The organism is Sutcliffiella deserti, from assembly GCF_020037475.1.
GTDB classification, from domain to species: Bacteria; Bacillota; Bacilli; order Bacillales; family Bacillaceae_I; genus Sutcliffiella_A; species Sutcliffiella_A deserti.
The window spans coordinates 63,874-83,957 of sequence record NZ_JAIQDB010000003.1 but is presented as its reverse complement, the minus strand read 5'-3'; the positions used below and the strand labels follow the sequence as shown (position 1 = coordinate 83,957).

Annotated in this window: 18 protein-coding genes, 1 pseudogene and 1 riboswitch; of the genes and pseudogenes, 14 read left to right on the top strand and 5 right to left on the bottom strand. The window is 37.2% G+C overall.

Features of this window, described 5'->3' with window-relative positions; all coding sequences use genetic code 11:
• Positions 1-510: 510 nt before the first annotated feature.
• Positions 511-1,191: pseudogene (locus K9B36_RS08800) on the top strand (HAD hydrolase-like protein); the annotation flags it as partial.
• A gap of 525 nt (positions 1,192-1,716) precedes the next feature.
• Here K9B36_RS08800 and K9B36_RS08795 read toward each other — a convergent pair.
• Positions 1,717-2,616, bottom strand: coding sequence for a macrolide 2'-phosphotransferase (locus tag K9B36_RS08795; RefSeq protein WP_223701676.1), 900 nt, complete (start codon positions 2,614-2,616; stop codon positions 1,717-1,719).
• Positions 2,617-3,380: 764 nt separating this feature from the next.
• On the opposite strand from K9B36_RS08795, the gene K9B36_RS08790 reads away from it, so the two are divergent.
• The 7 genes from K9B36_RS08790 (at position 3,381) to K9B36_RS08760 (ending at position 10,635) form a co-directional block, all read left to right on the top strand.
• A complete protein-coding gene (locus tag K9B36_RS08790; RefSeq protein WP_223701675.1) occupies positions 3,381-4,259 on the top strand; it encodes an SMP-30/gluconolactonase/LRE family protein in 879 nt (292 codons plus the stop codon).
• Between the two features lie 253 nt (positions 4,260-4,512).
• Positions 4,513-4,630: riboswitch (SAM riboswitch) on the top strand.
• Positions 4,624-5,802, top strand: a complete 1,179-nt coding sequence (locus K9B36_RS08785; RefSeq protein WP_223701674.1) for an iron-containing alcohol dehydrogenase family protein — start codon at positions 4,624-4,626, stop codon at positions 5,800-5,802. (Overlaps the previous riboswitch by 7 nt.)
• A 15-nt stretch (positions 5,803-5,817) precedes the next feature.
• Positions 5,818-6,627 carry a MetQ/NlpA family ABC transporter substrate-binding protein gene (locus tag K9B36_RS08780; protein WP_223701673.1) on the top strand — a complete coding sequence of 270 codons (810 nt, stop codon included), beginning with the start codon at positions 5,818-5,820 and terminating at the stop codon, positions 6,625-6,627.
• Between the two features lie 57 nt (positions 6,628-6,684).
• Positions 6,685-7,698 carry a methionine ABC transporter ATP-binding protein gene (locus K9B36_RS08775; protein WP_223701672.1) on the top strand — a complete coding sequence of 338 codons (1,014 nt, stop codon included), beginning with the start codon at positions 6,685-6,687 and terminating at the stop codon, positions 7,696-7,698.
• A complete protein-coding gene (locus K9B36_RS08770) occupies positions 7,695-8,360 on the top strand; it encodes a methionine ABC transporter permease (protein ID WP_223701671.1) in 666 nt (221 codons plus the stop codon). Before K9B36_RS08775 ends, K9B36_RS08770 begins: the two co-directional genes overlap by 4 nt.
• 10 nt (positions 8,361-8,370) lie before the next feature.
• Positions 8,371-9,462 carry an alpha-hydroxy-acid oxidizing protein gene (locus K9B36_RS08765; RefSeq protein WP_223701670.1) on the top strand — a complete coding sequence of 364 codons (1,092 nt, stop codon included), beginning with the start codon at positions 8,371-8,373 and terminating at the stop codon, positions 9,460-9,462.
• Between the two features lie 363 nt (positions 9,463-9,825).
• Positions 9,826-10,635, top strand: a complete 810-nt coding sequence (locus K9B36_RS08760; protein WP_223701669.1) for an aminoglycoside N(3)-acetyltransferase — start codon at positions 9,826-9,828, stop codon at positions 10,633-10,635.
• A 118-nt stretch (positions 10,636-10,753) separates the two neighbouring features.
• Here K9B36_RS08760 and K9B36_RS08755 read toward each other — a convergent pair whose 3' ends face one another.
• Positions 10,754-11,149 (bottom strand): VOC family protein, encoded by a 396-nt coding sequence (locus tag K9B36_RS08755; protein ID WP_223701668.1) that lies wholly within the window; start codon positions 11,147-11,149, stop codon positions 10,754-10,756.
• A gap of 254 nt (positions 11,150-11,403) precedes the next feature.
• On the opposite strand from K9B36_RS08755, the gene K9B36_RS08750 reads away from it, so the two are divergent.
• The 6 genes from K9B36_RS08750 to K9B36_RS08725 all read left to right on the top strand — a co-directional run bounded on the left by K9B36_RS08750 (position 11,404) and on the right by K9B36_RS08725 (position 16,903).
• Positions 11,404-11,784 (top strand): GntR family transcriptional regulator, encoded by a 381-nt coding sequence (locus K9B36_RS08750; protein ID WP_223701667.1) that lies wholly within the window; start codon positions 11,404-11,406, stop codon positions 11,782-11,784.
• A gap of 2 nt (positions 11,785-11,786) precedes the next feature.
• Positions 11,787-12,476, top strand: coding sequence for an ATP-binding cassette domain-containing protein (locus tag K9B36_RS08745; RefSeq protein ID WP_223701666.1), 690 nt, complete (start codon positions 11,787-11,789; stop codon positions 12,474-12,476).
• Entirely contained in the window at positions 12,473-13,306 is an 834-nt protein-coding gene (locus K9B36_RS08740) for a hypothetical protein (RefSeq protein ID WP_223701665.1), read from the top strand. The genes K9B36_RS08745 and K9B36_RS08740 overlap by 4 nt, the downstream gene beginning before the upstream one ends.
• Positions 13,307-13,319: 13 nt before the next feature.
• The gene (locus K9B36_RS08735) at positions 13,320-14,528 is read left to right on the top strand and encodes a hypothetical protein (RefSeq protein WP_223701664.1); all 1,209 of its coding nucleotides are present in this window, start codon (positions 13,320-13,322) and stop codon (positions 14,526-14,528) included.
• A 65-nt stretch (positions 14,529-14,593) separates the two neighbouring features.
• Positions 14,594-15,130 carry a sigma-70 family RNA polymerase sigma factor gene (locus K9B36_RS08730; protein ID WP_223701663.1) on the top strand — a complete coding sequence of 179 codons (537 nt, stop codon included), beginning with the start codon at positions 14,594-14,596 and terminating at the stop codon, positions 15,128-15,130.
• A gap of 474 nt (positions 15,131-15,604) precedes the next feature.
• Positions 15,605-16,903 (top strand): hemolysin family protein, encoded by a 1,299-nt coding sequence (locus tag K9B36_RS08725; RefSeq protein ID WP_223701662.1) that lies wholly within the window; start codon positions 15,605-15,607, stop codon positions 16,901-16,903.
• Between the two features lie 604 nt (positions 16,904-17,507).
• Here K9B36_RS08725 and K9B36_RS08720 read toward each other — a convergent pair.
• The 3 genes from K9B36_RS08720 to K9B36_RS08710 all read right to left on the bottom strand — a co-directional run bounded on the left by K9B36_RS08720 (position 17,508) and on the right by K9B36_RS08710 (position 19,978).
• Positions 17,508-18,293 (bottom strand): TerC family protein, encoded by a 786-nt coding sequence (locus K9B36_RS08720; protein WP_223701661.1) that lies wholly within the window; start codon positions 18,291-18,293, stop codon positions 17,508-17,510.
• A gap of 160 nt (positions 18,294-18,453) precedes the next feature.
• Positions 18,454-18,579, bottom strand: coding sequence for an FbpB family small basic protein (locus K9B36_RS08715; RefSeq protein WP_223701660.1), 126 nt, complete (start codon positions 18,577-18,579; stop codon positions 18,454-18,456).
• A 436-nt stretch (positions 18,580-19,015) separates the two neighbouring features.
• Entirely contained in the window at positions 19,016-19,978 is a 963-nt protein-coding gene (locus K9B36_RS08710; RefSeq protein WP_223701659.1) for a calcium/sodium antiporter, read from the bottom strand.
• Positions 19,979-20,084: the final 106 nt, after the last annotated feature.

Here is a 20,084-nt window from a genome sequence, read left to right as displayed (position 1 = left end):
ATCTGCAGCATATCTGCAACAAGATAAGCTTCTTTTTTATGGGAATATATCTTGAGTAAATGTCTGATATTTGAAATTTATTATTAAACCAGAAATATGGAAACGATTAGATTACCGAACATCTAGGAGTGTAGTAGCAAATTGGTTCGCTCTTGAATTGGGCAATTAAGCGATAAAATAATCAAGTGGATTATAACAAAGATGTTTATATCTTCAAAGGAGTTAATGAGGAAAATGGATTGGTGGTATAGGATTTCTTTTATAATTATTGGAGTATTGGCTTTTTTTTCTGGTGAAATAGTTACTTTTTTTATGTTATGGTTTATTTTTTTAATTTTATATAATATCAACTCAACACTACAAAAGATATATATCCGAAATAATGAAAAGAACAATTAAATTTAGCAAAGGATTTTTTATTCAAGTAACTGGAGCGATTGCAGCACATTGGATCGCCCCTTTCATAAGAAACAGGCGGGTTAATTGAACTATTAATGCATTGATTTAGGTTCATTTAAAGGAGATAGAAAAATGTCTCAGTCACTAATTTTTGATATGGATGGAACATTATTTCAAACAGATAAGATACTAGAATTATCACTTGAGGATACTTTTAACCACTTACGTTCGCTAGATAAATGGGATACAGTTACACCTATTGATAAATACCGTGAAATTATGGGTGTGCCTTTACCTACAGTATGGGGGACTTTGTTACCTAATCATTCCGTGGAGGAAAGAGAACAAACGGATACTTATTTTCTAGCAAGACTAATTGAAAATATAAAAAGCGGTAAAGGTGCTTTATACCCTAACGTAAAGGAAGTCTTTCGTTATTTAAAAGAGAATGATTGTTCGATATACATAGCGAGCAATGGCTTAACGGAATATTTAAAAGCGATTGTCAGTTATTATCATTTGGATGAATGGGTTACGGAAACATTCAGTATCCAACAAATTGAATCGTTGAATAAATCGGATCTGGTAAAAGGTATTATAAAGAAATACAGCATCACGAATGGAGCAGTAGTTGGAGACCGACTTTCAGATATAAATGCAGCCAAAGATAATGGTTTAGTTTCCATTGGGTGCAACTTTGACTTTGCACGAGAAGATGAACTTTCTCAAGCTGATATGGTCATTGACGATTTGACAGAGCTACAAACAATATTAACTAAATTAAACAAATAGCTTATTGACTATTTGGTGCTATTCTTCAAAAAGAGCTATTCCCTTATTTTAAAAAAAGTTGAGGTGATACAGTGTCGATAAAAGGGCTTATTCATTTTCAGCGGGTCAAGGGGACAGGTTCATCGACCCCATTGTCCCAGTAACCATGCTAACTGCCCTGCACCATAAAGCAAATTTTACCTTGCTATAGAAAAATAGGATAGCAAGGTAATCGCTAAAATGCCTATGAGCAAATGGAGCAGGAAATATTTTGTAAATGTGCGAAAAGCTTTCAATAAAATCCATCACACTTTTGCAAGCAAACTGTTAAGATGGTATGGCGTGAAAGACTAAATACTGCTTAACAGAGAATTTCAAGTTTGCATAAACGAGTCCAAAAGGAGCAACGCAGTTTTATCTGCGTTGCTCTTCATAAATTATAAATATTGTTTCATTTCATCGTTATCTTACACTATTTAAAGTTACTCTCATTGAGCAAGAGTAACTTTAAAATTTTATTCTTCCTTGCTTAACGACCAGTCCGTCTCATTCCATTTCGCTAGCAAGCATGTGCGCAGCCATTTCATGCATCTCTTGCAGACCTGAAACTTGAGCATATTCAGCTACAGTGATTCCGCTTGTTGTAAGAAGCTCTACAATATGCTCATCCATTCTAGACCATGTTTTCCCACCTGCGTTGTCATAAGCGTCAATTAACTTCGTTAGTCCATCATCTCCAAAAAGGAGGTGATGTGACATGAAATCCACAGACACATCAGCAATTCCGACTTCGGTCCAGTCAATTATGCCAGTTACTTGATTTTTTCTATTAATAAGGATATGACCTGGATGTAGGTCGCCATGTTTTACCCCTACATGGGATGGCCAAAAGGAGTCGTCAGCCAGCCATGTTTGCCAGCGATCCCATAAAGCTGGATTGATATTGTATAGTTCTTTAACCCGTTCCATTCGCCGTTTCATAGAAGCTCTTAACTCATTGGCCTGAAGAATTTCAATCCCAATGTGTTTGAACTCTTCCTGTGGCAATGAATGTAAATCTGCTAGAGTTTTACCTAATGACTGATGAAAAACAGGTGGTACATTAGATTCATCAAAACTCCATACATAATTCTGTTGTGCAACGTCAATCGTTGCTGCAGGAATTCCACTTAGTTGCTTATAAGCAATTAAATTTTCAGAGAAGATAGACCAATCAGGAACTTGAAAGCTTGCATGGTGTTGAATGATATCTAACGCTTTTTTCTCTTGATTTGCATTCCTCATTGACGCTGTTCTACGTGGAATTCTCAGTATCCATTTATCTTCGTTTTGATCTTGGACGAAGGCTACTTGAAAGTCAACGCCAGACTCATTGATTTTAATACTGTCTTCTACAATATCCAATCCATTACTCATTGCTAATTGTTTCAGTTTCAGTGTATTCATGTTTATTTCCTCCAAATGTTCATTCTAATGAAATTGTTTAATTCATGTTTCTTGTATCTCTTACCTATAATCTGCTACCCGTTGGACAAAGCCACGGTAACTGTATTCATAAAAAAACCACAGACAGGCTGCTGTCTGTGGTGAAGAGTAAACGAGGTATAGCAAATAGTCATCTTCCTTTGCAAAGAGCAGCAAAAAAAGACATAAGAAAAAAAGGCAGATAGATAGATAGCTGCCTTTCTTCCAAGTAAAAGTGTATACTTCCCCGTAGAAGATTATTAAAAATGTGCAGACTACTCCCGTTTACTCTGTTTATGAAAACAGAGCCTATGAACATATTAAGTTACCTATTGTTCAAAGTTTGCTGGCGTAATCTTCCTGCATGCATCATCTTTAATAACCCTCCTTTTCGTAATATAACATACACTATACATTCCCTTTTAATTATTTGTCAATGATAAGTACTGAGAAAGCAAAGCCTTTGCTGGCAGCGGGTCAAGGGGACTGGTCCCTCGACCCAAAGCTTTCCTGAACGGCCAATTTATTACAGTGGCGAAAACAGGTAGAAAAGTCGTCGCTATTTCAGAGGGCTAAATATGGAGATGAAATCGAGCTTATAAGAAAACTGTTTAGATTAACCTACAATCGGTAAAAGATTCATAGAACTAAAAGCGAAATTTCTTGTGATGGCCAAGACGTTGCATTAAAGGAATTTTGCAATTTTACTAGAATTAAGTTTATTTAGAAAGGCGAGGTGTTTTTAGTTGGCAGGAAAATTAGAATTAGTCCTAGATGTCAAAGCGGCACTAGGAGAAGGTCCGTGTTATGACAGTATACAGCAATTATTGTATTGGGTAGATATTTTAGAAAAGAAAGTGTACATTTTTGATCCAGCTACAAATGAAAACCGTAGCATTCAGTTAGAGCAATATGTTGGAGCAATTGTTTTTACAACTAGAAACGAGGCTGTACTGGCATTGGAAAACGGTTTTAATTATTTAAACTTTGATACGGAAAAAGTTACCCCCATCGATGAGCCAGAGATTCATTTGCCGAATAATAGATTTAATGATGGAAAATGCGATGCATCTGGACGGTTTTGGGCAGGAACAATGAATAAGTTTAATGATAAGGGCCAGGGAGCTCTATATTGTTTGGATACAAATTTGAAAGTGCAAAAAAAGTTAGATAAAGTTGGATTATCAAATGGAATAGCCTGGTCCCCGGACAATAAGTTTATGTATCACATAGATACTTTAACGAAGAAAGTTTGTCGATTTAATTTTAATGTTGAGACGGGAGATATTGATACCCCTATTGATGTTATTAGATTCCCGGATGGAGAAGGATCTCCTGATGGGATGACTATTGATGAAGAAGGAATGTTGTGGATTGCCCATTGGGGGGGCTCAAAAGTGTCCAGATGGAACCCTGCAACAGGTCAACAAATCGATTCCATCGAGGTTCCTGCATTAAACGTCACGTCGTGTGTCTTTGGAGGTAAAGATTTAAATGAATTATATATAACAACGGCAAGGACTGGGCTGAACAAAGAACAACTTAATGATTATCCTTTATCAGGGGGGCTTTTTAGAATTAAAACAGATGTAAAAGGAAGCCCAAGTTATGCATTTAAAGGATAAATAAGTTGAGAAGAAGGCTGAGCAAGGTGGGTAGTGGAAATGCTGTTAAAGGAAGTAAAGTGAAAAATAAAGGAGCACAAATGTGTTCTGAACAAATGAGCTATAAGTAATTAATTAAAATCTTCAAAAAAAATATTCTATAAAACGTTTACATTAAATAAACTATATTGACACTACGAAAAATGGGGTCTATACTTACATTTAAAGTTTAGTAATTTACCACTTTACTGCTTTACTAACTTAATAGCTAAATCTCTTATCAAGAGAGGCGGAGGGACTGGCCCTATGACGCCCGGCAACCATTCTTACATTGTGTAAGGAAAGGTGCTAATTCCAGCAAAACACAATTTGTGTGTTTTGAAAGATGAGAGAGGACGGATGTATTTTATATACGTATGCCTCTCTTTTTAAAAGAGAGGCTTTTTGTTTTGTCCTCTCTAATACTAACTTTCAGGAGGTGAAGAACATCGTATCAATCCGAGTACAAGGAGCACCGAGCTTTTACAAATGCAATGTCGGTGTATTACAAGAACTGGAGTTACTTTTAAAAGAAAGAGACATTCATTCTCTACTTGTCATTCATGGAAAGAAGTCGTTTGAAGCGGTTCAGGATTACTGGCCGGAACTTCCTGATTTCGAAGTCCATTATACAAAGTATGCAGGAGAATGCTCAGAATCAGAGATTAGTAGGTGCAAGGAAAGGGCGGTATCGTTAGAGGTTGACGCGGTGATCGGAATAGGCGGGGGCAAGGCGCTGGATCTGGCTAAGGCTGTGGGTCATGTGGCAAAAAAGGATGTCATCCTCGTTCCAACATTAGCTTCAACATGTGCAGCATGGACACCATTAAGCGTCATATATGATGATGAGGGACGTTTTGTCACGTACACGATTTTTCCGCGTAGTCCTTATATGGTTCTAGTGGAACCTAGGGTCATACTGAAAGCACCATTATCTTATTTAAAGGCTGGAATAGCGGATACCCTGGCAAAATGGTATGAGGCAAGAGCGCTTGCTCACAGATTAGACTATATCCCCATGTCTGTCCAAGTTGCGCTTTACGCAGCGAAGTTGAGTAGAGATCGCCTATTAGAAGATAGTCATCGGGCCATTGAAGATTGTGAGAATCACAGACTGTCACCAGCCTTTTTAACCATTCTAGAGTCCAATGTTTTGCTTGGGGGAATGGTCGGGGGATTTGGAGATGAGTATGGCAGAATTGCAGGAGCCCACACCATTCACAACGCACTCACTTACATACCCAGTACTCATCATCTTCTTCATGGTGAAAAAGTAGCATACGGTATTCTAGTACAGCTCGCTCTAGAAAAAAATATAGAAGAAATAAATTTGTTGCTGCCGTTCTTCCAGCGGATAGGGTTACCGTCCAAATTGGAACACTTGCAGATTATCAACAGTGAGCAAGTCCAAGTTATTGCAAACCGAGCGTTAGCACCTCACGAATCCATTCATTTTATGAAAGATACATTCTCGCAGCAGGATATTATAGCTGCCATTGAAAAGCTAGGAACATTACAAAACTAAGGAGAGAGATCACATATGAAAAAAATCTTATTTGTATTTTTAAATGTCCTTTTGCTACTTGTAGTTACCGCTTGTGGAGGAGAAGAAGCAGGAAGTGCACTGAGTGAAGACAAACTGAAGGTTGGAGTAACGGCAGGTCCACATGAACAAATCCTGGAAAAGGTAAAGGAAGTAGCTGCAGAGGATGGGCTGGAAATAGAAATCGTTGTGTTTAACGAATATGTAATGCCAAACGTAGCACTTGATGAAGGAGATTTAGATGTAAACAGCTTTCAGCATAAGCCTTATTTAGATAAATTTAAAGAAGACCGCGATTTAGATCTTGTTGAAATTGCCAATACGGTAAACTTTCCAATGGGTATATACTCATCGGAAATAAAGGATGTTAGCGAGTTAAAAGAGGGAGATAAAGTGGGCCTTCCAAACGATCCTACAAATGGTGCACGCGCTCTTATCCTTTTCGAGCAGGCAGGCTTAATTAAACTTAAGGAAGATGCAGACGTTGGAGCTACTGTAAAAGACATTGAAGAAAATAACCTGAATCTTGAATTTGTAGAACTTGAAGCATCTCAAATTCCCCGACAGCTGGATGAACTGGCAGCCGCTGCGATTAACACCAACTTTGCTGTTGAACACGGCTTTGTACCGACAAAAGATTCCATCTTTATTGAGCCAAGTGATTCTCCTTGGGTTAACTTACTTGCAGTACGCGCAGAAAACGAGAATGACCCTGTATTAGAGAAGCTGATTAAGGCTTATCATTCAGACGAAGTAAAACAATTTATTGCAGACACATTTGAAGGATCTGTAGTGGCATCTTGGTAAAAAATAATTGGGTCGCTATTTATAGTGACCCTTACTTCTTAGGGAGGAGAACACCCCATGATTAAGCTATTAAATATAGAGAAAACCTTTATTACTAAAAAGGGGAAGGTTGACGCCTTACAGGATGTTTCTTTAGAAGTTCAAAAGGGAGAAATTTCTGGTGTAATCGGCTACAGTGGAGCGGGTAAAAGCACACTAATCCGTTGTGTTAACCTGCTTGAAAAGCCTTCTGGAGGGCAAGTGATTATCGACGGGACAGACCTGACTTCTTTATCCTCACAAAAACTGTTATTAGCACGCAGAAAGATTGGCATGATTTTTCAAGGTTTTAACCTGTTGAAGACAGCAACGGTTTACGAAAATATTGCCATCCCACTCCGCTTAACGGGACTACCCAAGTCAGAGATTGATGAAAGAGTGAGAAAATATTTATCGATAGTTGGGCTTACTGACAAAACAGAATCTTATCCAAGTCAGCTTTCAGGCGGCCAAAAGCAAAGGGTGGCAATTGCCCGGGCATTATCTCATGAGCCTGAAATTCTTCTAAGTGACGAGGCGACAAGTGCTCTTGATCCTGATACAACGGAAGCCATTTTAGATCTTCTTTTAAAAATAAACAAAGAGCTGGGTATTACAATCCTCCTCATTACCCATGAAATGCATGTTATACAGCGAGTTTGTGACAGGGTAGCAGTAATGGAAAACGGGAAGATTATTGAACAAGGAAAAACAGTCGATATTTTTACCCATCCAAAAGAAAAAACGACCAAAAAATTTATTGATAGTCTGTTTAACCATCAGCTGTCAGAGGAAATTCTTACGTCTCTTCGTGATACAGGGAAAATCGTGTCTTTTAAATACATCGGATCATCTTCGAAGGAGCCTGCACTTGCAACGATTAGTAAAAAATATGATGTGTACCCGAACATTCTTTCCGGCAATATTACACAACTAAAGGGCGAACCATTCGGAAGCCTGCTTGTTCATCTGAAGGGACCGGTTGAGGAAACAGACCGCTCCATTCAATACTTAAAAGAACAAGGTGTCATTATTGAGGAGGTGGCACAATGATTCAAAGCTTTATAGAAGAATGGGGGATAGATATTTGGGAGGCTATTATCCAAACCTTTCAAATGTTGTCGATTTCTCTATCCATTTCTGTTGTGATTGGCTTGCCGCTTGGAGTATTACTTGTTTTGACCAGGCCGGGGAAAAGCTTGGATAATACATATTTACATGGTGCCTTAAACGTCATCATTAATATCATTCGTTCTATTCCATTTATTATTCTACTATTCTTTATTTTGCCATTTACTAAGCTCATCGTTGGTACTTCCATTGGGGTAACCGGTGTAATTGTACCGTTAGTAGTATACACTGCTCCGTATATTGCTAGATTAATGGAATCGTCTCTTTTAGAGGTTGATAAAGGGGTTATAGAAGCATATGAAGCGATGGGTATTAGAACGAAGGATATTATTTGGAACGTTATGATTAGGGAGGCGAGGTCCTCCATCGTGTTAGGTTTGACCATCGCAACGATAGGACTCATCGGAGCAACTGCAATGGCAGGTTTAGTAGGAGCTGGTGGACTAGGGGATCTCGCATATAGATACGGCCATCTTCGCTATGAAGTGGATGTTATGTATGTAACCGTTGTGTTGTTAATCATCCTTGTGCAGGGTCTGCAGTCACTTGGAAATTATCTGGCTGCTAAACTAAAGAAAGACTAGGTGTGTGCCAGTGACTATTTTTCATTATATTGATTTGGAAAATAAAGCCCGGAATGCTTTACACCCACATCCATTTAGCTATGTGCAAAGCGGATCAGGGGATGAGGAAACATTACAGGACAATGTAAAGGATTTTAGGAAGTGGAAAATCAGGCCGAGATTTTTACAGGATGTATCAGAACGCAACTTATCGATATCCTTATTTGGCAAAACCTATAAAACTCCCTATTTCTTAGCACCAGTCGGCAATTTAGGGATCGTCCATCCAGAAGCGGATCTTGCCGTTGCCCGGGCAGCAGATAGGTTAGGGATTCCAATGATTGCGAGTACAGTTTCCACTAATTCGCTCGAGGAAATCGCGGCTGAGGTAGAGGATAAATGGTTTCAGCTATACTGCAGTAGTGATCCGGAAATCACGGTAAGCTTTGTGAAGAGGGCAGAACAGGCTGGATATGGTGCAATTGTTCTAACTGTAGACATGCCAGCACTTGGTTGGAGAGCCACTGATTTCACGAATCAATATGCTCCCTTTAAATTGGGGGCTGCCTCGGGAAATTATTTTTCAGATCCTGTTTTCAGGGATAAGCTTACTCGTTTTCCGGAAAGTGACTTTAATGCTGCTATTAGTGAACAAACGAAGCTTCTCTTTGCACCAAGCTTTACATGGGAGAATATTTCCTTGATTCGTAGGGTGACAAAGCTTCCAATTCTCTTAAAAGGAATTTTACATCCTGCTGATGCAGAGAAAGCAATTCAATATGGTATAGATGGGGTAATTGTATCCAATCATGGAGGCAGACAGCTTGACGGATGCCTATCTTCCATAGTGGCCTTGCCTGACATTGTTAACTGTGTAGAGGGACGTATTCCTGTTCTTTTTGATAGCGGAATTCGAAAAGGGGCGGATGTAGTAAAAGCCCTGGCCCTTGGAGCAGATGGAGTCCTTCTTGGCAGACCTTACGTTTATGGTCTTGCGGTTAATGGGGAAGAGGGAGTAAAAAGTGTGGTGGAAAATTTTATTAAGGATCTAGATGTAACAATGGCAACAGCGGGAATAAGCTCCGTTTCCTCTCTTTCCCGAGATTTGCTGATAAAAGTTTAGTCTTTTAGAAGAACCCTTACTCTAATTGAGGAATGGGTTCTTTGTTTTAGGTAGTTTTGGAGGACATTTATAAGAGAATTGGGTGGAGTTAGCTGTTAATTTGGTTAATTTATCCATCTTGAATAATTATTTAATCCAACTTTCTGTTTTATCGTCCAACTTTTTAATATATCGTCCAACTTTTAAATTTATCAGCCACTTTTTCGCTTTATCAACCATTTGGAGCAATATAAAGGCCATTCGACACGCATCGACACGAATTGCACTATATCTGCCATCCGGAACCTTTCGCCAAGACGCTACCGAATGCTATTCTAAGGATAAGGAGATTTTCAAATTAAGACAGCTTGGAGGAGAGAAATTATGAAGAAAGCAATAGAGAGAGTTGATTTTCCTAATACAATAAATTCTATTATAGATGATCTGAAAGAAATTGGAGTTAAAGAAGGAATGACCATTATCGTTCATTCTTCATTATCCTCGATTGGATGGGTAAATGGAGGAGAAGTTGCTGTTATTCAAGCCTTAATGGAAGTTATAACAGAAGAAGGTAATCTAGTTATGCCAACTCAATCAGCCTTACTTTCTGATCCATCAGGATGGGAAAGGCCTCCTGTTCCTAAAGAATGGTGGCAACCTATTCGAGATACAATGCCTGCTTTTCACCCAGCTTATACACCAACTTATGCTATGGGGAAAATACCTGAAACATTTCGAAACTTTCCTGGTGTCATAAGGAGCAATCATCCAGAGGTATCTTTTGCTGCTTGGGGAAAGGATAAGGAAACAATCATTAAAGAACATAGTTTGGAATTTGGCTTGGGTGAGAACTCCCCTTTAGCTGAATTATATAAATTGGATTGTTTTGTCCTATTATTAGGAGTTGGATATGGTAATAACACTTCTTTCCACCTTTCAGAATATAGGATTCCTTATCGTGAAATTGTAAGTAAAGGAAATCCAATTTTTATAGAGGGTGAACGTGTTTGGAAAACCTATCGAGAAATTGAGACAAGAGAAGAGCTTTTTGAAGAGATAGGAAGAGAATTCGAGAGTAACTTTGAAGTATCTATAAATAAAATTGGACTTGCAGAAAGCCGATTATTTTCATTTAAGCAAGGTGTGGATTTTGCTGAAAAATGGCTTAAGGAATATGATGAAAAGCACAACTAGATCTTCCTTTAGTCTTATTAAAGTAAAGAAAGCACATATAACTACAGAGTAATGGGTCCTTCCACAGAAATTGAAAAAAAAGGCGCAATTAAAGCGCCTTTTCTAATATGCAGATAGTCTATTTTGCATTAACATCTGGTTGATGAATGCCAAATGTATTTCCTTCTGTGTCCTTATAGTACCCCTGCCATGCCATACCAGGCAACGCGTATTTTGGCAATGCTACCACGCCACCATTACCAAGAATTTTCGCTTCGATCGCATCGTAATTTTCTACTCCCATTGTACAAGCATAACCATTTAAAGGCTGGTTGGATTCTGGAGGAGGACCTTGACGCTGCATTAGTGCACCGTTAATTCCGGGCTCATCTTCACCGCCAGTCACTGCCCCAAAATAAGGCATGCCAGCAAAATCGCTATAATCTTCAAATGCCCATCCAAATACTTCACCATAAAAATTTTTAGCGCGGTTCATGTCATCTACATGTATTTCAAAATGTATTAATCTCCCCATGGGTCCCTCCTATTGTTACAAGAATATAAAAAATTCAAAAAATTCCCCTTGAATATGTCTTCTACATATCTGTTGGGCACTCCTTCTTCACTGCACTCTTTTTAGGTTAAAAAGGATAAAAATATTATTTAGGAAAGGATTGACAACCATAATGTATTAACCATATAATACACCTATAAATAGTGTATGAACCACTTAATACATACACTTCATTCTAAGCTAGTTACGTCATAAGTTCTATAGGAGTTGTTCTGATGGATGTGAAGTTTAATAACCGTGATCCAGTGTATTTACAAATCATTCGTTATTTTAAAGAGAAAATTGCAATTGGTGAGTTGGAGCCAGGTGAAGAAATACCGTCTAGGCGGGAGTTGGCTAACAGGATGAATGTAAATCCTAATACCGCACAACGAGCGTATAAGGAAATGGAGGAGCAGGGCTTGATCTATACGGAACGTAATCATCCTAGCAAAATTACAACAGATACAAAAACACTAGGTAAAGTGAGAGAAGAGTTGATTATTGAAGCAGTAAATACGTTTGCGACATCTGTTGGTTCCATTAAGGTACCTGTTGAGGAACTGCTTGATTTGGTTAGGGCTAAGTATACAGCGCACGTTGATAAGGGGGATTAAACATGATTGAAGTGATAGAGGTTGAAAAAAATTACGGACGAAAAAAAATACTAAAAGGCGTTTCTTTTACAGCAAACAAGGGTGAGATTACTTGCTTAATAGGAATAAACGGGGTTGGGAAGACAACGATACTAAATGCTATTATGGCGCTTACCCCTATTAATAAAGGAAAGATTTTAATAGACGGAAAACCGTTAGATAAGACAACATTTGAAAAAATCACATTTGTCCCTGATGCGATTACGATGCTTCCAAGTATGACAATTGGAGAGGCAATGGAGTTTATGGGAGACTTTTATACATGTTGGAACCAGGAGCGTGCAATCGAATTACTCGGTTTTTTTAGATTAAATCAAAGTGAACGAATTTCTTCCTTATCAAAGGGAAATACAGCAAAAGTTAATCTATTACTTGGATTAGCGCTTGAGGTGGATTATATATTAATGGATGAGCCTTTCTCGGGGATTGACATGTTTAGTCGCGAGGATATTGCGAGAGTGTTTACGAGCCATTTAATTGAAAATCGAGGCGTTATCATTACAACACATGAAGTAGGAGATATTGAACACTTAATTGATAAGGTGGTCTTACTAGATAACGGGTTAGTTACAAAAGAATTCAGCGCAGAAGAAGCTCGTGAAAACGAAGGCAAATCTGTCATTGATGTGATGAGAGAGGTGTACCAGAGATGAACAATTACTTGAAGCTCGTAAATTTTGAGTTTAACCGTGTAGCAAAACTATTTGCAGTCTTACTTGGGCTTACATTTCTTATGCAGATGATTGGTGTTTTTATGTCATCAAGACGGTATTTGAACATGGCTAATGAACAAATTTATGAAGAGATGATGTCTAAAGCGGCGTTCTTAGATACTTTCGGTCAAATGAGTTTCTTACAGATTACAAATAGTTTGTGGTTTGCAGCACCCATCGCGCTATGTGTAGCAGGGATTGGACTTTATATCTTTCTTATTTGGTACAGAGATTGGCTTGGAAAAAATACATTTATTTATCGACTATTAATGCTACCAACAACACGATTTAATATTTTCTTTGCAAAGCTTACGACAATCATGATGATGACAGTTGGTCTAGTTGCTTTTCAAATTATCTTACTTCCACTAGAGATGCTTGTGATGAAAACGATGGTCCCAAATGAATTCCGCAATGATATGGGTGTGGTTGAACTTGTGACCAGCATGCCAGGATTAAATATTCTTATTCCAAGTAGCATTATTGAATTTTTCATATCTTATGGAGCTGGATTGTTAGTTGTATCCATACTTTTTACCTTGGTGCTAATGGAAAGAAGTTTCAGGTGGAAAGGAATCTTTGCTGGTCTTATTTATAGCGCCATTGCGATTGTTGTCCTAATTTCGCCACTACTTTTACAGGAATTTGTTCTTAATGATTTCTTTTATCCACTTGAATTGTTGATACTTGAAATCGTAATTGGACTAATAGTGCTTGCAGCGACAACTTGGCTAAGTGGATTTTTATTAATTAAAAAGATCACCGTATAGGAGAGTGTGTAATATGAAAAAATACTGGAAATCGTTAGCGATAATTGTTGGTATTGTGCTTAGCATCACAACGTTCTATGTGAATTCTGCCAGGTCAGCTGAGCACTACCCAGAGTTTATTATTGAAACACAAAGCGGTGATGAGCAAGTAATGGATTCACTGGTGTTAGAGGGATCATATTCTAATACTTCTTCTATGAGTTATGTTAGTACAAATTTAAGAATCACAACTGAAGGATCTACTTATAATAGTCGCTCTTTTTTGGATCAGATAATCGGCTATCACCCGACATACATTAAAGAATTACAACAAGACTATCGTACGTTCATGAGAGGGAAATTTCCCAGCAGCAGCTTATATTATGAGGATAATGAGTTTTTGGCGTATGCAAATGTAGAGTATACATTTGGTACGTTTGGACCGGATGATTTTAAATTCGAAATAGCAGTGTTAAACAAAGAAGATAATAAAACAAACTCCTTTGCGCTAGAAGTACCGGGTGCTGTAGAACTTGATCATATTTTTGTGGAAGATGTGCAACTGATTGATAATAAGTTATACCTCATTACACAAAACATGGTAAGAAAGAATGATGACTATCATGATAAAAAGCATATCTATGAGATTGATATTGTTAATCAAGAAATAATTACCCATGAAGACATTTATACATTTGCGAAGTGGCAAGAACATACCCATTCATACGTACGTTTAGTTGAAAGTAATCCTTCTGCAGCGAACGAAAATATTATCTTTCTAAAAACAGAAGAAACAATGGTTGAAGAACCAGAATCTACTAGAGTTACTGACTTTAAGCAGGAAATAATTCTTTATAATCTTGTAACGAAAGAAAAAGAGTCTATTAATGTGCCAGGATTGGATCTCAAGGAGAACCAACTTAGCTATGTAGATAAATCTATCATTTATTTTACGAGATTAGAGGAGCAGGAACTGGTAGTGACTCCTTATCGTTTGGATGACAAACAAACTGGTCAAGAAGTTCGGATTTATCTGGAACTTGACCAAATTCCAATGATACAGATAAAAGACGGTAAACTATATGCTGCTCCCCACCAAATAACTTCAAACTCAGTTGGAGATGTTGCAGTGATAGACGCGAAAACAGGAGAAACACTTTCTACAGGTCAAATTACATTAAAGAATGCATCTGATGAAAAAGGGAATTTTGAATTATATGTGCATGAAATTTTTATGAAGTAAAGAAAATCTAGGGGGAGGACAGAAGTAGGATAATCGTCTTTCAAGGAAAAGGAGGCCAGTGAAAAATGAGTTCTAATAACGCTATGTTTCTAACTAGATTTGAGCAGGATCTAAATGAACAAAAAATAAATGAGCTCTATTTTGAATACAAAGAAAAGATTTATGGCCTCGTACTTTCCTATGTGAAAGATAACTATTTAGCAGAAGACCTTTCCCATGAGATTCTTTTAAAATGCTACCTTACTCGTAACCGGTTTAACGGTGAATGTTCTATTCCTACCTGGATGCATAGAATTGCCATCAATCACTGTATCGATTTTTTACGAAAAAGGTCCCGTCAACGAGAATTACTTCATGAACAAATCGACTTATTGAACCAAAAGGAATTACGTACGCCAGAATTCGAAGCTATAACTAGTTGTGACAAAGAAGAACTCAGAAGCAAGATAAAACAGCTACCACTTAAATATGAAAAAGTCATTACGCTCTACTATATTAAGGAACGAACACTGAAAGAAATCGAACAAGATTTGAATATAAAACTTCCAACGATAAAAACTAGGTTGTTTCGGGCGAAGCATATGTTGAGGGAGATGTACTAGGGAGTCGTGAATCTGTTGATTTACATAGTCTGCTTCAAGGAATTATGATCGATGATGCGAGTCAAAAGGCAATTGGTTCCCTGTTAAGATGAAGAGGTGCTTAATACCTACCAAGAAAACAAGGTGAAAAGTATACGGCTTTAGATCAAAAGAGGAATAATAGGTGTGTGTGAAAGAGCGGAAACCCGCTCTTTTTTATTTCACGGTAGGTAATTCATAGGGACTTTTCTATACAAAATAGCACTAACCACCACAAGGAAGAAAGTTACCAGTTCAATCCTTATGGATAGTTTTTGAATAAAAACCCAATAATACAAGGGAAAATCGGTTTGGATTGATGACTAAAAGTGACACATAATGGTCTTATATTGGCATCTGTTCGTATTGAATAGTTCAAACCCTTTATATTATAATATTCTCAACCTGAATAAAATTCAGACTACTATATTTATCGCCTATGGAGGTTGTTTAATTTTGGGTATAGAAATACCTATTCTTTTGATTCTGATTGTTTTAAATGCATTTTTTGCTGCATCAGAAATTGCACTAATCTCTCTAAATGATAACAAAGTAAGAATAATGGCTGAAAGAGGAGATAAAAAGGCAATCTTACTTCAGCAACTTCTATCAGAGCCAAGTCGTTTCTTAGCAACCATTCAAATTGGGATTACTCTTGCTGGGTTTTTAGCCAGTGCCTTTGCAGCTGAGAGCTTTGCTGGGAGTTTAACCGACTGGCTTATCTTGATGGGAGTCCCAGGTTCACCAAAAATGATTGAGGCATTTTCTGTCATTGCTATCACTTTGGTTCTAGCTTACTTTACACTTGTATTTGGTGAATTAGTCCCTAAAAGACTAGCCTTACAAAAAGCGGAAGCTATTTCCCGTTTTGCTGTTTTACCACTTACAATCTTATCAAAAGTTTCTTCACCTTTCGTGAAACTCTTAACCTTTTCTACCAATTCTATCGTTAGACTCTTTGGGGTTGATCCTAATGCTCAAGATGAAAATGTAACGGAAGAAGAAATAAGGATGATGGTAGATGTAGGAAAAGAAAGAGGCACGATTCAAGAAAACGAAAAGATCATGATAAATAACATTTTTGAGCTTGATAACAAAGATGTATCAGATATAATGACTCATCGTACGAATGTGATTGCCTTACCTTCTAATTTAAGTCTTGATCAAATTGTTCGTATCGTTAATATTGAAAAATACACTCGATTTCCTGTTTATGAAGATAGCTTGGACCGGATTGTCGGTATCCTCCATGTGAAGGATTTGATTCAATTCATGGAGAATAATGATGAGGCTAATTTTAATCTCCAAAAGTTATCAAGAGAACCATTATACGTTCTAGGGTCAAAAAAACTTGATGCTTTATTCAAAGAGATGCAGAAGAATAACACCCACATGGCGATTGCAATCGACGAATATGGGGGGACAGATGGATTAGTTACGATAGAAGATATTATGGAGGAAATAGTCGGAAGTATAAGCGATGAACATGACGAACTAGAGTTAGAAGAAGAAATAACAAGGATAGATGACAATACCTTTATTATTATGGGTACAACTAATTTATTTGAAGTCGAGGAAGTTCTGAAAGCTAGGCTACCTGTTGAAGAATTTGATACATTAAGTGGTTTTGTAATAGGGGAGCTCGGGTCCATTCCTAATGAAAATGAACGTCCAGTTGTTGAATATAATGGCATGGTATTTCAAGTTGAAGAAATAGATGATAAAAGGGTTACCAAAATAAGGGTTTTAGTATAATTGAGAATATGGGAGTGATGTCAAATATGACATCACTCTTGTTTAATTTAGGTATTTAGGTTGTTTTTGTATTGATTGTTGCTTTTGTGTAGTTTGTTTTTGCCAGGCGAGTTTTTAGGTCAACTTTGAAAGGTAGATGAATTTCAGGTTTTGTTAGATAGATTTGGAAAGGTGTTAGATGAAATTCGAAAGGTGTTAGATGAATTTCGAAAAGTGTTAGATGATAGACAAATAAGTGTTAGATGAAACCACAAATCATATAAGATTGATTAAAAAATTTGCCCAGCTATCGAATTTTGACCCAAAATAAGTCCACTATCTTGAATATATTAACTTTAATCCTCATAATCACGAGCATTTTTGACCTAAAAGGGGAAAAAATAGACATCCATCCCAATTAATCGCCGCAGACCTCTTATATAAAAAAGCCATTTTACTTTTTATTAAGGTTGTTTAGCATCGATTATTGCTTATACTTAAGCGGCGGGTTCCATTCGTTACACTCGTTGCTCATTTTAAGAAAATAAAAAAAGAGCAACACCTTTAAGGTATTGCTCCGGCAATTTTATAGCTGTGATAAAAGATTCTAGGAGAAATGATAACATTAACTAACATTCTCTACCCGTGGGTTTTCTTCTTCCTTCTCTTTTGATAGGAACCAACCTGCTACTGCGATTAGGACAAGGACAACATAGAATGTAATTTTCCATTCAGGTGTTTTCGCAAAGCCAACTGGTAAAATGGCAAGCGCAGGGTGAGATAACGTAAAGACTGCTAGCTTCACTCCAACCCATCCTACAATTGCAAATGCAGCGATTTCCAATCCAGGTCTCTTATGAAGTAAGGTTACAAAGTGATTTGCTGCAAATCGCATGATGATTAGACCCATTAATCCACCAGCAAAAATGACAAGGAATTTTCCACCATCGAGGCCACCAATATTCGGAAGGTTTGTATTTGGTAAGGTGACAGCTAATGCAACTGCTGCAAGAATCGAATCAACTGCAAAGGCAATATCCGCTAACTCGACTTTAAATACCGTCATCCAGAAGCCGGATTTCTTCTTTTCTTTTACAAGCCCTGCTATTTTCTTTTCTCTGTTGATCAATAGCTTTCTGAAAATATGATTTAATGCGATGAATAAGAGGTAAAGCGCACCTAGTGCTTGAACCTGCCATACATCAACAAGGAACGAGATCGCAAACAGTGAAGCGAAACGGAAAACAAAGGCACCTGCAAGCCCATAGAACAAGGCTCTTTTTCTCTGCTCTTCTGGAAGATGCTTAACCATAATTGCAAGCACGAGTGCGTTATCTGCTGCCAGTAGTCCTTCAATTGCTATTAACAAAAGCAATACCCATGCATATTCAAATAAAATTGAAAATTCCATTTTATAATATCCCCTTTAAATATTAACCAATAATGTTGTTAAGCAGGAAATAGGGTTATATTAGATAATTTCCCCATGATAACTCGAAAATCGTTAATTTTATCATATTAGTATATCTATCTATTATTTAAACAATCGTTATGATGTCTTGATCAATTAATTATTTGAAGTTCATTATTTTTTCGTCAACACGTTTTTCAATCATTTCAATTCTAACCTTATCTTTTAAAAGTTCTTCTTTGTTTTTCTTTAATAACTCAATAAAATTAACCTTTGTTTTTCGCATCTTTTGTCGCTCTCCTTTTATATGTTAATTATTTTCAAACAACAGACTGTTATCTCTATTATTGATAAAGGTTATCTCTTATTACACAAAAAAAACCTTTACCAGTGGTGGTAAAGGTTTACAAAACATAAATAGACCTTTACCGTATATATGGTAAGGTCTTGCTAACAACATAGGTTGCCACTAAAGCCGAGAACTATTGTTCCGAAATGACGACTTTAATGTAAAAGCTACTCCCCTTAGGAGATAATATTCAACTGTTAGGATAATAATATGTTAGATTTAACATTCTGTCAATTGTTATTTTAATTAAATGATTTGTACTATTAAAAAACAGACAGAATCTATTGGTTCTGTCTGTTTTCGTTATTAAAAAGGCTAAGAACTAGCTTTTCTAGGTATATCGGGCAAAAATTTGATTGTACTTTTAATATATTTAGTTTCGGAAAATAATAAAAGTTACGTAAATGATGTAGATAATGGCTAAAATTATCCCTTCTATCTTTGAAATTCTGTGCTGGGTTCTTGATAGGACAAGTAATAAAATTGTCACAAAAATCATAAGCCACATATCTAAAAATATTTTTGGATCAACCGCTAATGGATGGATGGTGGCTGAAGCTCCTAAAATGAAAAAGATATTGAATATGTTACTACCAACAATATTACCAATAGCGATCTCCGTCTGTTTCTTAAGTGCTGCGGTGACAGAAGTGACCAATTCAGGAAGAGATGTACCTACAGCCACTATAGTCAATCCAACGAGAGTTTCACTCATCCCAAGCGAGAGCGCAATTTTGATACTGTTTGTAACTACAATGTGACCTCCAAACACAATTCCAGCAAGGCCTCCAACTGTAAATAGACTGTTTTTTACCCATGATGTTTTCACCGGATTAGCAGGAGTCTCGTCTATTTGAATTTGATCACGATTATTCCTTGCCATCTCAAATACATAGTAAAGGAAAACAACAAAGAAAAGCAGCAAAAGGATACCTTCTGTTCTCGTAATCAGATTAATATCTGCATATTGAAGCTGAATATCACTAATCAGAAAAAGCAAAGCAACAGCTGCTAACAAAGCAAATGGTATTTCTTTTCTTATTGTATCGCTCTGAACGGTTAGTGGATAAACAATTGCTGTAACTCCCAAAATGAAGGTTGCATTAAAGATGTTACTACCAACAACATTTCCAATCGCGACAGCGCTGTTTCCTTCAAAGGCAGCGATAAAACTGACCGATGCTTCCGGTGCGCTCGTACCAAATGCTACGATGGTCAAACCGATTAGCATTGGTGAAACTCTTAAAGTTTGTGCAATATTCGAGGCTCCATTCACAAAATAATCAGCACCTTTAATTAAAAGAGCGAATCCGATTAACAAAAAAAGATAGGCCATTTGTTTACCTCCTTTCAATAAGTCTTTTGTATTGTTTACCAATAGAGTGATTTTCATAAACCTGGATGATATGGGCTAGTATGCTTATGTAGTCGGGAATATTGCT